The organism is Mesorhizobium sp. M1006 (assembly GCF_040318825.1).
In the GTDB taxonomy this organism is placed as follows: domain Bacteria; phylum Pseudomonadota; class Alphaproteobacteria; order Rhizobiales; family Rhizobiaceae; genus Mesorhizobium.
The window spans coordinates 1-14,634 of the sequence record NZ_JAMYMZ010000085.1 but is presented as its reverse complement, the minus strand read 5'-3'; the positions used below and the strand labels follow the sequence as shown (position 1 = coordinate 14,634).

8 protein-coding genes and 1 pseudogene are annotated in these 14,634 nt (G+C 62.3%); 2 read left to right on the top strand and 7 right to left on the bottom strand.

The window, feature by feature from the left end; translation table 11 throughout:
• From NKH60_RS33600 to rpsL, 4 genes and pseudogenes are all read right to left on the bottom strand, one after another.
• Positions 1–85 (bottom strand): annotated as a pseudogene (locus NKH60_RS33600) (GTP-binding protein); the annotation flags it as partial.
• Between the two features lie 67 nt (positions 86–152).
• Positions 153–2,243, bottom strand: a complete 2,091-nt coding sequence (fusA, locus tag NKH60_RS33595) for an elongation factor G (RefSeq protein WP_023680448.1) — start codon at positions 2,241–2,243, stop codon at positions 153–155.
• 30 nt (positions 2,244–2,273) lie between these two features.
• A complete protein-coding gene (gene rpsG, locus NKH60_RS33590; RefSeq protein WP_008875664.1) occupies positions 2,274–2,744 on the bottom strand; it encodes a 30S ribosomal protein S7 in 471 nt (156 codons plus the stop codon).
• Positions 2,745–2,829: 85 nt separating this feature from the next.
• Complete coding sequence (gene rpsL / locus NKH60_RS33585) at positions 2,830–3,201, bottom strand: 30S ribosomal protein S12 (RefSeq protein WP_006333356.1); 372 nt, start codon at positions 3,199–3,201, stop codon at positions 2,830–2,832.
• Between the two features lie 462 nt (positions 3,202–3,663).
• Here rpsL and NKH60_RS33580 point away from each other — a divergent pair, with 462 nt between their 5' ends.
• On the top strand, positions 3,664–3,945 hold the full coding sequence (locus tag NKH60_RS33580; protein ID WP_023680447.1) for a transcriptional regulator: 282 nt from the start codon (positions 3,664–3,666) through the stop codon (positions 3,943–3,945).
• Positions 3,946–4,068: 123 nt separating this feature from the next.
• Positions 4,069–4,998, top strand: coding sequence for a Gfo/Idh/MocA family protein (locus NKH60_RS33575; RefSeq protein WP_352682668.1), 930 nt, complete (start codon positions 4,069–4,071; stop codon positions 4,996–4,998).
• A 48-nt stretch (positions 4,999–5,046) separates the two neighbouring features.
• Here the strand turns inward: NKH60_RS33575 and NKH60_RS33570 are convergent, their stop codons facing one another.
• From NKH60_RS33570 to rpoB, 3 genes are all read right to left on the bottom strand, one after another.
• Positions 5,047–5,712, bottom strand: a complete 666-nt coding sequence (locus NKH60_RS33570; RefSeq protein ID WP_352474774.1) for an O-methyltransferase — start codon at positions 5,710–5,712, stop codon at positions 5,047–5,049.
• An 84-nt stretch (positions 5,713–5,796) separates the two neighbouring features.
• Positions 5,797–9,993 carry a DNA-directed RNA polymerase subunit beta' gene (gene rpoC / locus NKH60_RS33565; RefSeq protein WP_352874932.1) on the bottom strand — a complete coding sequence of 1,399 codons (4,197 nt, stop codon included), beginning with the start codon at positions 9,991–9,993 and terminating at the stop codon, positions 5,797–5,799.
• Positions 9,994–10,124: 131 nt separating this feature from the next.
• On the bottom strand, positions 10,125–14,261 hold the full coding sequence (rpoB, locus tag NKH60_RS33560; protein ID WP_352874931.1) for a DNA-directed RNA polymerase subunit beta: 4,137 nt from the start codon (positions 14,259–14,261) through the stop codon (positions 10,125–10,127).
• Positions 14,262–14,634: the final 373 nt, after the last annotated feature.

Here is a 14,634-nt window from a genome sequence, read left to right as displayed (position 1 = left end):
TCAGCGACGTCTTGCCATGGTCGACGTGACCAATCGTGCCAATGTTCACATGAGGCTTAGTGCGCTCGAATTTACCTTTTGCCATGTGATCTCTCCATTCCTGCCAGCCCGTGCGGGCCTTGAATTAAGTTACTGATGCAACTCGTTTCGAGTTACGCGTATTTCTTCTGGACTTCCTGGGCGACCGCGGTCGGGACCGGCTCGTAGTGGTCGAACTGCATCGTGTAGGCCGCGCGGCCCTGGCTCATCGAGCGAAGGTTGTCCACGTATTTGAACATGTTGGCGAGCGGCACCATCGCGTTGATGACCACAGCCACGCCACGGGCTTCCTGGCCCTGGATCTGGCCGCGACGGCCGTTCAGGTCGCCGATAACGCTGCCGACGTAATCTTCCGGCGTCACCACTTCGACCTTCATGATTGGCTCGAGCAACTGCACGCCAAGCTTGGGGGCTGCTTCACGGAAGCAGGCGCGGCCGGCGATTTCGAAGGCCAGAACCGACGAGTCCACGTCGTGGTAGGCGCCATCGATCAGCGTCGCCTTGACGCCGATCATCGGGAAGCCGGCGAACGGGCCCGAGGTCATGACGCTGTTGATGCCCTTTTCGACACCGGGGATGTATTCCTTCGGCACAGCGCCGCCGACGATCTTGGTTTCGAACTCGAATTCGCTGCTTTCCGGATTCGGCTCGAACAGGATCTTGACGCGGGCGAACTGGCCGGTACCGCCGGTCTGCTTCTTGTGCGTGTAGTCCTGCTCGTGCTTGCGGGTGATCGTCTCGCGGTAGGCCACCTGCGGCGCGCCGACATTGGCCTCGACCTTGAACTCGCGGCGCATGCGGTCGACGATGATGTCGAGGTGAAGCTCGCCCATGCCGGAAATGATCGTCTGGCCCGATTCCTCGTCAGTCTTGACGCGGAAGGACGGATCCTCGGCGGCCAGGCGGTGAAGGGCGAGACCCATCTTTTCCTGGTCGTTCTTGGTCTTCGGCTCGATGGCGATCTGGATGACCGGATCGGGGAATTCCATGCGCTCGAGGATGACCGGATGCAGCGGATCACTGAGCGTGTCGCCGGTGGTGGTGTCCTTGAGGCCAGCGAGGGCGACGATGTCGCCGGCAAACGCCTCTTCGACGTCGGCGCGCGAATTCGCATGCATCTGCAGCATGCGGCCGATGCGCTCTTTCTTGCCCTTCACGGTGTTGTCGACCGAGATGCCCTTGGTGAGCTTGCCCGAATAGATGCGGGCAAAGGTGAGCGAACCGACGAACGGGTCGTTCATGATCTTGAAGGCAAGCATCGACAGCGGCTCGTTGTCGTCGGCATGACGCTCGATCTCGGCGTCGGTCTTGGCGTCGACGCCCTTGATGGCCGGGACATCGGCCGGCGACGGCAGATATTCGACGACGGCGTCGAGCAGCGGCTGCACGCCCTTGTTCTTGAAGGCCGAGCCGCAGAACATCGGATAGAACTTCACCGCGATCGTGCCCTTGCGGATGAGCGCACGGATCTCGTCGTTGCTCGGCATCTTGCCTTCGAGGTAATTCTCGAGCGCCGTCTCGTCCATTTCGACGGCGGCCTCGATCATCTTCTCGCGGTATTCTTCGGCACGAGCCTTGAGGTCGGCAGGGATCTCGACGATGTCCCAGGCAGCGCCCAGCGTCTCGTCGCGCCAGACCAGCGCGTTCATCTCGACGAGGTCGACGACACCCTTGAACTCGGTCTCGGCGCCGATCGGCAGCTGCATGACGACGGCATGCGCACCGAGGCGCGATCCGATCATCTCGACCGAGCGGTAGAAGTCGGCGCCGATCTTGTCCATCTTGTTGCAGAAGATCATGCGCGGCACGCGATACTTGTCGGCCTGGCGCCAGACGGTCTCCGTCTGCGGCTCGACACCGGCATTGGCATCGAGCAGCGCAATGGCGCCGTCGAGCACGCGCAGCGAACGCTCGACTTCAATGGTGAAGTCGACGTGGCCGGGGGTGTCGATGATGTTGAAGCGGTGCATCTTGCCGTCGCGACCCTTCCAGAAGGTCGTGGTCGCGGCCGACGTGATGGTGATGCCGCGCTCCTGCTCCTGCTCCATCCAATCCATGGTGGCAGCGCCGTCGTGGACTTCGCCGATCTTGTGCGACTTGCCCGTGTAATAGAGGACGCGCTCGGTGGTCGTCGTCTTGCCGGCGTCGATGTGCGCCATGATACCGAAATTGCGGTAGTCTTCGATTTTATATTCGCGGGCCATGGGAGGTGCCTCTTCAGTCTCGTTCGCGCTTTACCAGCGGTAGTGCGCGAAAGCGCGGTTGGCTTCTGCCATCTTGTGGGTGTCTTCACGCTTCTTGACGGCGGTGCCGCGGTTGTTGGCCGCGTCCATCAGCTCGCCGGAGAGGCGGTCGACCATAGTGGTCTCGTTGCGGTTGCGGGCGGCGGCGATCAACCAGCGGATGGCCAATGCCTGACGGCGCTCGGGGCGCACGTCGACTGGAACCTGGTAGGTGGCGCCGCCGACGCGGCGCGAACGCACTTCCACATGCGGCGCGACATTGTCGAGCGCCTGATGGAAGACGGTGACCGGCTCCTGCTTGGTCTTGGACTGAACCTGGTCGAGCGCGCCGTAGACGATGGTCTCGGCAACCGACTTCTTGCCGTCATACATGACGGCGTTCATGAACTTGGTGACGATCAGATCGCCGAACTTGGGGTCCGGATTGATCTCACGCTTTTCTGCACTGTGACGACGGGACATTTTTTCTCTGCCTCAATTCTACGCGGTGGCCTGGATCCCGGATCGTCGCTTGACGCCGCCCGGAACGACCTCGGCTACGCTTCGGTCACTTCGGACGCTTGGCGCCGTATTTCGAACGGCGCTGCTTGCGGTTCTTCACGCCTTGCGTGTCGAGCACGCCGCGGATGATGTGGTAACGGACGCCCGGAAGATCCTTGACGCGACCGCCGCGGATCATCACCACCGAGTGCTCCTGAAGGTTGTGGCCTTCGCCGGGGATGTAACCGATCACTTCAAAACCATTGGTCAGGCGGATCTTGGCCACCTTGCGCAGCGCCGAGTTCGGCTTCTTCGGCGTCGTGGTGTAGACGCGCGTGCAGACGCCCCGCTTCTGCGGGTTCTGCTGCATGGCCGGGACCTTGTTGCGCTTCACCGGCGCAATGCGCGGCTTGCGGATCAGCTGGTTGACGGTAGGCATTAAACCCTCTTGTCTCTCAATTCCGTATCTCGCCCGGTCAGGGCCGCTCAAAGCGTCACTTCCATACGCAAATTCGGGCCACAAACCGCGCCTCGCGGTCTTGCCCGAACAAATGGCAGAGGAAGCGGAAGCCGCTTCGTGCACGCCGGAAATGTCTTTTCGCTCGTAAAACGAACCCTGTTTGAGGCAAACTCCAAAGCGTGTCGCTTCGGAAGCAAGAGCCTCACATCGGTTCTGACTGGGCGGCTTCTACTCGTATGGCCACTGTCCGTCAACCCCGGGGCGGCAAATATTGCGCTGAACCCGAGGCTTGGCAGCCATGCGAAAAGCGCATGTAATTTTCTTGCGCCGTTTTTCAAGAGGAAGGCAGAAAGTGACCGGCTTGCCGCTGTTTCCAGGCCGTGCTTCGTGCGAAAAGGCGGCATGAACAGCCCAAAACCCCTCGCCCGGAGGTACGAACCCGTGAATGACAATGAGGAGCGCCCGGTCACCATTATTACCGGGCGGGTGTGGAAGCGCAAAGGCGGCAAGCCGGAAGGCGTGCATGTGATGTTGGTCGCGCCGGACGACGATTCGGCGGTGCGCCGCGCTCTCGAATCGCTTGCCGCCGAAGGTTATGCCGAGGCAGAGCTCGATCAGATCGGCGACATGGACGGCGTGCCGGACGAGGAGCCGCATCTGTCCGCCTATCAGGGCGCGCTCGAAGGCGAAGTGTCGATCGTGACGTTCGATGTGCCGATCTGAAGAGATCTGAATCGCGGTCGATCTCACGGGCCGGCGACAAAGCCCGGCGACTTGCCCGGCACAAGTTCTCTGCTAAGAAGCGACCTCTGGCAAAACCAAGCACACTCAACCTGCGGAGCTCCCATGTCCTCTAATCCCATCAAGCTCGGCATCGTCGGCGTGGGGAAGATCGTCCGTGACCAGCATCTGCCGGCGCTGGCGAAGGACCAAGATTATCGCCTGGTTGCTGCAGCCAGCCGCCATGGCAAAGTCGAGGACATCCCGAACTTCCCGACGATCGAGGCGATGCTCGACGCAACGCCGGAGCTCGAGGCGGTGTCGCTGTGCATGCCGCCGCAGTTTCGTTACGACGCCGCGCGCTTGGCGCTGGCGGCGAAAAAGCATGTTTTCCTGGAAAAGCCGCCCGGCGCCACGGTCAGCGAGGTCGAAGACCTGAAGGCGCTGGCGACAGCGAACGGCGTCTGCCTGTTCGCCAGCTGGCATTCACGCTATGCGCCGGCTGTCGAAGCTGCGCGCGCATTCCTTGGATCGACAACGATCAGGTCGGCCGCCATCAATTGGAAAGAAGACGTGCGCCGCTGGCATCCGAATCAGGAATGGATCTGGGCTCCCGGCGGCTTTGGCGTGTTCGATCCCGGCATCAACGCCCTGTCGATCGCTACCCACATCCTGCCGCCGATGTTCATCAGCTCGGCAGAACTCGATTTCCCCGAAAACCGCGCGGCCCCCATCGCCGCCCATATCGCCTTCCGCACGTCGAACGGTCTGCCGGTGACGATGGAACTCGATTGGCGTCAGACCGGCCCGCAAAGCTGGGACATCCTGGCCGATACCGAGGCAGGATCGATGGTGCTTTCTGGCGGCGGCTCAAAGCTTGCCATCGATGGCCGCGTCGTTCACGAGGAGCCGGAAGCCGAATATCCGATGCTCTACAAGCGCTTCGCCGAGATCGTGCGCGCCGGCACCTCCGACGTCGATCTCGCGCCCCTGCAGCACGTCGCCGACGCCTTCATGCTCGGCAAGCGCAATGTGGTGGAGGCGTTTTTCGATTGATCAGTGGGCGCCGCCGGATCGCAGGTCCGGCCGGCGCACCGCACAAATTCAATTAACGATCGCTATTGCAAAGCCGTCATAGCCCTTGGCGCCAACAGTCTGGATCGCGGTGCCTTCCAGACGTTTGTCGCTGCCGATGAACGAGAACGCCGCGCGTGCCCCTTCGACATTGGCATCGCGACCATCTTCATTCACCACCGCGCCGTCACGGATGACATTGTCGCAGACGATGACGGTCCCCGGCCTCGAAAGACGCATGGCCCAGGACAGATAGTGCGGGTTGTTCGGCTTGTCGGCGTCGATGAAGATGAAGTCGAACGGCCCGGCATTCTCGGCGCCTAAGGCCGCAAGCGATTGAAGCGCCGGTCCGACCCGCAGTTCCACACGGTCAGACACCCCTGCCCGTTCAAAGTTCGACCGCGCGACACTGGCGTGGTGCGGATCAAGCTCGAGCGTCACGACCTTGCCGTCCATCGGCAATGCTCGCGCCATCCAGATTGTCGAATAACCGCCCAATGTGCCGATTTCGAGTACCTTCCTCGCTCCCTGCATTCGCGCAAGAAGTGAGAGCAGCTTGCCTTGTGCCGGGGAAACGTCGATAGGCGGCAGGCCCTGATCATGGTTGGCCGCCAGAACGGCATCAAGAGCGGGATCCGCCTCGAAAAGAGCTTCGACAATGTAGTCGTCGACAGAAGCCCAAATCTTCCTGCTCATCGTTTCTTCTCCCATCCGAATGAGGAACCAAAATGCGAAAAGGGGCCACTTAGGCCCCTTTTCTATCTTCTCTTGCTTGCGCGCTTACTGCGCGGCGTTAACCATGTCGGTCAGCATCGGCTCGGCGACCTCGACGCCGGACGCCTTGCGGCGCTCGTCGATGATCAACTCGTCGCGCGAGGTGGCGATGCGCCGGATCTGGCTCATCGTACCGCCGGTACCGGCCGGGATCAGCCGGCCGACGATGACGTTTTCCTTCAGCCCCTGCAGCATGTCGGTCTTGCCGGCAACCGCAGCTTCGGTCAGCACCCTCGTCGTCTCCTGGAAGGAAGCGGCGGAGATGAAGGACGGCGTCTGCAGCGAGGCCTTGGTGATGCCGAGCAGCACCGGCTGACCTTCGGCCGGCTTCTTGCCTTCCTCGACCAGGCGCTCATTGACCTCTTCCAACTCGATCACGTCGACGTGGTCGCCCGGAATGTAGGTCGAATCGCCCTGCGTGGTGATCTCGACCTTCTGCAGCATCTGGCGAACGATCACCTCGATGTGCTTGTCGTTGATCGACACGCCCTGCAGTCGGTAGACCTCCTGGATTTCGTTGACGAGGTAGGAGGCAAGCGCCTCCACGCCCTTGATCGCCAGGATGTCGTGCGGCGCCGGATTGCCGTCGAGGATGTAGTCGCCCTTCTCGATGACGTCGCCGTCCTGGAGATGGAACGGCTTGCCCTTCGGGATCAGGTATTCGACCGGCTCAAGCGTCGAGTCATGCGGCTCGATGATGATACGGCGCTTATTCTTGTAGTCGCGGCCGAAGCGGATCGTGCCATCGATCTCGGCGATGATGGCGTGATCCTTCGGACGGCGTGCCTCGAACAGTTCGGCAACACGCGGCAGACCGCCGGTGATGTCCTTGGTCTTGGCGCTTTCCATCGGGATACGCGCCAGCACGTCGCCGGGGCGAACCTGTGCGCCCGGCTCGACCGAAAGAATGGCCTCGACCGAGAGCAGGAAGCGGGCGTCGCCGCCCTTCGACAGCTTGCCGACCTTGCCCTTGGCATCCTGGACGACGATCGCCGGCTTGAGGTCGTTGCCGCGTGGCGTCGAACGCCAGTCGATGACCTCGCGCTTGGTGATGCCGGTCGATTCGTCGGCGGTTTCCTGAACGGAAATGCCATCGACCAGATCCTCGAATGCCACCCTGCCCTCGATTTCGGTGAGGATCGGGCGGGTATAAGGATCCCACTCGGCGATACGCTGGCCGCGTTTCACCTTGTCGCCATCGTCGACGAAGATGCGCGAACCGTAGGTGACGCGGTGCGTGGCGCGTTCCTTGCCGGCTTCGTCGAGGATCAGCACCGCCATGTTGCGGCCCATGACCATCAGCTGGCCGTCGGAGTTGCGCACCACGTTGCGGTTGCGGATCTCGACCTTGCCCTCATAGGAGGCTTCAAGGAACGAGGAATCCACCACCTGCGCCGTGCCGCCCATGTGGAAGGTACGCATGGTGAGCTGGGTGCCCGGCTCGCCGATCGACTGCGCCGCGATGACGCCGACAGCCTCGCCCTGGTTGACAGGAGTGCCGCGGGCCAGATCGCGTCCGTAGCAGACCGCGCAGACGCCGACCCTGACCTCGCAGGTCAGCGCCGAACGGATGCGAACCGACTGCACGCCGGCCTTTTCGATCAGTTCCACGTCACGCTCGTCCATCAGCGTTCCGGCCTTGACCAGAACCTCGCCGGTGACCGGATGGGTGATGTCGTCGAGCGAGGTGCGGCCGAGAACGCGCTGGCCAACCGAAGCGACGACCTGACCAGCATCGACGATCGGCTGCATGGTGAGGCCCTTGTCGGTGCCGCAGTCGAGAGAGTTGACGATGCAGTCCTGCGCCACGTCGACGAGACGACGCGTCAGGTAACCCGAGTTCGCCGTCTTCAAGGCGGTGTCGGCCAGACCCTTGCGGGCGCCGTGGGTCGAGTTGAAGTACTCGAGCACGGTGAGGCCTTCCTTGAAGTTCGAGATGATCGGCGTCTCGATGATTTCACCGCTAGGCTTGGCCATCAGGCCGCGCATGCCGGCGAGCTGGCGCATCTGGGTGGGCGAGCCGCGCGCACCGGAGTGCGACATCATGTAGATCGAGTTCATCGGCTTCTGACGGCCGTTGTCCTCGAACTCGACCGCCTTGATGCGGGCCATCATTTCGTCGGCGACCTTTTCCGAGCACTTGGCCCAGGCGTCGACGACCTTGTTGTACTTCTCGCCCTGGGTGATCAGGCCGTCATTGTACTGCTGCTCGTATTCCTTGGCCAAAGCCTCGGTGTCGGACACCAGCTTGATCTTGGCGTCCGGGATCAGCATGTCGTCCTTGCCGAACGAAATGCCGGCGCGGCAGGCATGGCTAAAGCCGAGGGCCATGATGCGATCGCAGAAAATGACCGTCTCCTTCTGACCGCAATGGCGATAGACGGTGTCGATCATCTTGGAGATGTTCTTCTTGGTCATCTCCTGGTTGGCGGTCTCGTAGGGCACGTTGTGGTTCTTCGGCAGCAGCTCGCCGATGATCATGCGGCCAGGCGTGGTGTCGTAGATCTTCGACACGACCTTGCCGTCGGCGTCGACCGTGCGGAAGCGCCCCTTGATCTTGGCATGCAGCGTGACTGCCTTGGTCTCGAGCGCGTGCTGGAGTTCGCCCATGTCGGCAAACACCATGCCCTCGCCCGGCTCGTTCTGATTGACGATCGAGAGATAGTAGAGACCGAGAACCATGTCCTGCGACGGCACGATGATCGGCGCACCGGAAGCCGGGTGCAGGATGTTGTTGGTCGACATCATCAGCACGCGGGCTTCGAGCTGCGCTTCCAGCGACAGCGGCACGTGGACCGCCATCTGGTCGCCGTCGAAATCGGCGTTGAAGGCCGTGCAGACCAGCGGGTGAAGCTGGATCGCCTTGCCTTCGATCAGGATCGGCTCGAACGCCTGGATACCGAGGCGGTGCAGCGTCGGTGCGCGGTTCAGCAGCACCGGATGCTCGCGGATGACCTCGTCGAGGATATCCCAGACCTCCGGACGCTCCTTCTCGACCAGCTTCTTCGCCTGCTTGACGGTCGAGGAGTAGCCCTTGGCGTCGAGACGGGCGTAGATGAAGGGCTTGAACAGTTCGAGCGCCATCTTCTTCGGCAGGCCGCACTGGTGGAGCTTGAGCTCCGGACCGGTAACGATGACCGAGCGGCCGGAATAGTCGACGCGCTTGCCGAGCAGGTTCTGGCGGAAGCGGCCCTGCTTGCCCTTCAGCATGTCGGACAGCGACTTCAGCGGACGCTTGTTGGCGCCGGTGATGACGCGGCCGCGGCGGCCGTTGTCGAACAGCGCATCGACGGCTTCCTGCAGCATGCGCTTTTCATTGCGCACGATGATGCCGGGCGCGCGCAGCTCGATCAGCCGCTTCAAGCGGTTGTTGCGGTTGATGACGCGGCGATAGAGGTCGTTCAGATCCGACGTGGCGAAACGGCCGCCGTCCAGCGGGACAAGCGGGCGCAGATCCGGCGGAATCACCGGAACCACCTTCATGATCATCCATTCCGGACGGTTGCCAGACTCCATGAAGTTCTCGACGACCTTGAGCCGCTTCAGGTACTTCTGCTGCTTGAGCTCGGAGGTGGGTGAAGCCAGCTCAGAACGCAGGTCGCCGGCGATCTTCTCGAGGTCCATGCCGGCCAGAAGGTCGTGGATCGCCTCGGCGCCGATCATGGCGGTGAACGAATCCTCGCCATACTCGTCGACGGCCATCATGTACTCTTCCTCGCTGAGCAGCTGGTGCTCCTTCAGCGCGGTGAGGCCGGGTTCGGTAACGATGTAGTTCTCGAAGTAGAGGACCCGCTCGATGTCCTTCAGCGTCATGTCGAGCAGCGTGCCGATGCGCGACGGCAGCGACTTCAGGAACCAGATGTGGGCGACCGGTGCCGCCAGCTCGATATGGCCCATGCGCTCGCGGCGGACGCGCGACAGCGTGACTTCGACGCCGCACTTCTCGCAGATGACGCCCTTGTATTTCATGCGCTTGTACTTGCCGCACAGGCACTCATAGTCCTTGATCGGGCCAAAAATGCGCGCGCAGAACAGGCCGTCACGCTCCGGCTTGAAGGTGCGGTAGTTGATGGTCTCCGGCTTCTTGATCTCGCCGAACGACCAGGACAGAATCTTCTCAGGGCTGGCAAGCGAGATCCGGATGGAATCGAACACCTGCGCAGGCGCCTGGGGATTGAAGAGATTCATGACCTCTTGGTTCATGCCGTTCTCCTTTTCGGGGTCCTCGAAAACCCCTTGCATCTAGCGCGGGCCAAACGCCCGCCGACTTGATCGGCCATCGGCCGAGAATTTGGTGCGTCCGGTCGCGGGAAGACCGCGGCCGGACGTCTTGCTTACTCGGCCGCGTCGGGCAGCCGGATCGGGTTGTCGTCGAGCTTGGTGTTCTCCAACTCGACATTGAGGCCGAGAGACCGCATTTCCTTGACGAGAACGTTGAAGCTCTCGGGAATGCCGGCCTCGAAGGTGTCGTCGCCTCTGACGATCGCCTCGTAGACCTTGGTGCGTCCGGCGACGTCATCCGACTTCACCGTCAGCATCTCCTGCAGCGTGTAGGCGGCGCCGTACGCTTCGAGCGCCCAGACCTCCATCTCGCCGAAGCGCTGGCCACCGAACTGCGCCTTGCCGCCCAGCGGCTGCTGGGTAACGAGCGAGTACGGACCGATCGAACGCGCGTGGATCTTGTCGTCCACAAGGTGGTGAAGCTTGAGCATATATATGTAGCCCATCGTCACTTTGCGATCGAACGGCTCGCCGGTGCGTCCGTCATAGAGCTGCGACTGACCGCTGGTGTGCAGGCCCGCCTGCTCCAGCATGATGTTGATGTCGGCCTCGTGCGCGCCGTCGAACACCGGTGTCGCGATGGAGACGCCGCGGCGCATCTGCTCGCTGAGGCGAACGATGCTCTCGTCATCATATTCGCGGACCGGCTCGTTGCGGTCGTTGGCCGGCATGAAGCTCTCGAGCGTCTTGCGCAGCGGCTTGATGTCGCCCGCTGTCTTGTACGCATCGATCAGATCGCCGATCTTCCTGCCCATTCCGGCGCAGGCCCAGCCCAGGTGCGTTTCCAGAATCTGGCCGACATTCATGCGCGACGGCACACCCAGCGGGTTGAGCACGATGTCGGCATGCGTGCCGTCCTCGAGGAAAGGCATGTCCTCGACCGGAACGATCCGCGACACGACACCCTTGTTGCCGTGTCGGCCGGCCATCTTGTCGCCGGGCTGCATCTTGCGCTTCACGGCCACGAAGACCTTGACCATCTTCATGACGCCCGGAGGCATCTCGTCGCCGCGCTGCACCTTCTCGACCTTGTCCATGAAGCGCTGCTCGAGCGCCTTCTTGGAATCGTCGTACTGGCCACGCAGGGCTTCCAGTTCGCTCTGGAGCTTTTCGTTCTCCACGGCAAACTGCCACCACTGCGAACGCGGATACTCGTCGAGCGTGTCCTTCGACAGCTTCGAGCCCTTCTTGAAGCCCTTCGGCCCGGCAATCGCTTCCTTGCCGACGAGAACGTCGGAAAGACGCGAATAGACGTTGCGGTCGAGGATCGCCTGCTCGTCGTCGCGGTCCTTGGCGAGGCGTTCGATCTCCTCGCGCTCGATGGCCATGGCGCGCTCGTCCTTCTCGACGCCGTGGCGGTTGAAGACACGCACTTCGACGACGGTGCCGAAGGTTCCCGGAGGCATGCGCATCGAGGTGTCGCGCACGTCCGAGGCCTTTTCACCGAAGATGGCGCGCAGCAGCTTTTCTTCCGGCGTCATCGGGCTTTCGCCCTTCGGCGTGATCTTGCCGACCAGGATGTCGCCCGGCTGCACTTCCGCACCGATGTAGACGATGCCGGCCTCATCGAGGTTCTTCAGCGCTTCTTCCGAGACGTTGGGAATGTCGCGCGTGATCTCCTCCGGCCCCAGCTTGGTGTCGCGGGCCATGACTTCGAACTCCTCGATATGGATCGAGGTGAAGACGTCGTCGGCGACGATGCGCTCGGACAGGAGGATGGAGTCCTCGTAGTTGTAGCCGTTCCACGGCATGAACGCGACCAGCACGTTACGGCCGAGGGCCAGATCGCCGAGCTCGGTCGACGGACCGTCGGCGATGATGTCGCCCTTGTTGACCCGGTCGCCCATGCGCACCAGCGGACGCTGGTTGATGCAGGTGTTCTGGTTCGAACGCTGGAACTTCATCAGCCGGTAGATATCGACGCCGGACTTGCCGGGGTCGAGATCTTCCGTGGCGCGGATGACGATACGCGTCGCGTCCACCTGGTCGACGATGCCGCCGCGGCGGGCGCCGATGGCGGCGCCCGAGTCACGGGCGACGATCGGCTCCATGCCGGTGCCGACGAACGGCGCTTCGGCGCGCACCAGCGGCACGGCCTGACGCTGCATGTTCGAGCCCATCAGCGCACGGTTGGCGTCATCGTTCTCCAGGAACGGGATCAGGGCCGCGGCCACCGACACCATCTGCTTCGGCGACACGTCCATCAGATCGACGTTTTCGCGCGGCGCCATCATCACTTCGCCGGCGTTGCGGCAAATGACGAATTCGTCGACGAAATGACCATTCTTGTCGAGCTCGGCATTGGCCTGCGCGACGTGGTGCTTGGCCTCTTCCATAGCCGAGAGGTAAACGACCTCATTGGTCAGCTTGCCGTTGACGATCTTGCGGTACGGGCTCTCGATGAAGCCGTATTTGTTGACGCGCGCGAAGGTCGCAAGCGAGTTGATCAGGCCGATGTTCGGGCCTTCCGGCGTCTCGATCGGGCAGATGCGGCCGTAATGCGTCGGGTGCACGTCGCGCACTTCGAAACCGGCACGCTCGCGGGTCAGACCGCCCGGTCCAAGCGCCGAAAGACGGCGCTTGTGGGTGATCTCCGACAGCGGGTTGGTCTGATCCATAAACTGCGACAGCTGCGAGGAACCGAAGAACTCGCGCACGGCGGCAGCCGCCGGCTTGGCGTTGATCAGGTCCTGCGGCATCACCGTGTCGATCTCGATCGAGGACATGCGTTCCTTGATCGCGCGCTCCATGCGCAGCAGGCCGACGCGGTACTGGTTCTCCATCAGCTCGCCGACCGAACGCACGCGGCGGTTGCCGAGATTGTCGATGTCGTCGATCTCGCCCTTGCCGTCGCGCAGTTCGACGAGCGTCTTGACCACGGCCAGGATGTCGTCCTTGCGCAGCACGCGCACGGTATCCTCGGCCTTGAGCTCGAGGCGCATGTTCATCTTGACGCGGCCAACGGCCGACAGATCATAGCGCTCGCTGTCGAAGAACAGCGAGTTGAACATGGCTTCAGCGGTTTCCAGCGTCGGCGGCTCGCCGGGGCGCATGACGCGGTAGATGTCGAACAGCGCGTCCTGGCGGCTCTCGTTCTTGTCGACGTTGAGCGTGTTGCGGATGTAGGCGCCGACGTTGACGTGGTCGATGTCGAGGACCTTGATCTCATCCTCACCGGTGCCAAGCAGCACTTTCAGCGTCTTTTCGTCGATCTCGTCACCGGCTTCGAGGAAGATCTCGCCGGTCGCGTAGTTGACAATATCCTCGGCAAGGTAGTTGCCGAGCAGATCCTCGTCGGTCGCCTTGATCGCCTTGAGACCCTTTTCGCCAAGCGCCCTGGCCTGGCGGGCGGTGATCTTCTTGCCGGCCTCGACGACGACTTCGCCGGTGTCGGCGTCGACCAGGTCACCAACGGCCTTGAGGCCGCGGAAACGCTCGACGTTGAACGGGATGCGCCAATGGTCGCCGGCGCGCTTGTAGGTGATCTTGTTGTAGAAGGTCGACAGGATCTCTTCGCCGTCCATGCCGAGCGCCATCAGCAGCGACGTCACCGGAATCTTGCGGCGGCGATCGATGCGGGCATGCACGACGTCCTTGCTGTCGAACTCGATGTCGAGCCACGAACCGCGATAGGGAATGACGCGCGCGGCAAACAGGAGCTTGCCGGACGAGTGCGACTTGCCCTTGTCATGGTCGAAGAAGACGCCTGGCGAACGGTGCATCTGCGAGACGATGACGCGCTCGGTACCATTGACGATGAAGGTGCCGTTCAAGGTCATGAGCGGCATGTCGCCCATGTAGACGTCCTGCTCCTTGATGTCCTTGATCGACTTGGCGCCGGTATCCTCGTCGATATCGAACACGATGAGGCGCAGCGTCACCTTGAGCGGCGCCGCATAGGTCAGGTCGCGCTGACGGCATTCGTCAACGTCGAATTTCGGTCCCTCGAACTCATACTTCACGAATTCCAGCATCGAGGAGCCGGAAAAATCGGAAATCGGGAAGACCGACTTGAAAACTGCCTGCAGTCCCTCGTCAGGACGCCCACCCTTGGGCTCCTCCACCATCAGGAACTGGTCATAGGATGCCTTCTGAACCTCGATCAGGTTCGGCATCTCCGCAACTTCCGGGATCTTTCCGAAAAACTTGCGTACGCGTCTGCGGCCATTGAAAGTCTGGGTCTGGGCCATCGTCGCTCCTTAGCTCAATTCTCGGGACGAGCCTCGCCGCGGCTCGCCTTGCATCTCGGGCCACCTTGGCGGCCCTGCCTTGTTGCCCGCCGCCTGTCGGCGGCTTCTTGTCTTTTCACCCGGCGCCAATTGGCGGCGGGCCAGAAACGGGAGAAAACCCGTTTCCTGAAGGCCGGTTTGCGGCCCTCAGGAAAGAGGTTTTCGCACTCTTCGCGTTACGCAGCCTCCCTTCGACGCGAAAGGAGTGGCGGACCGCGCGGCGCCGAGCGGCGGGTCGGAACGCGTACGTGATGTGGACCTTGGCGGCGGCAGCGTACAACAGGGCCGTGCAATGGTCCGGGGGGGGGGTGGAAAACGCTGGCGTGTCCCGCTT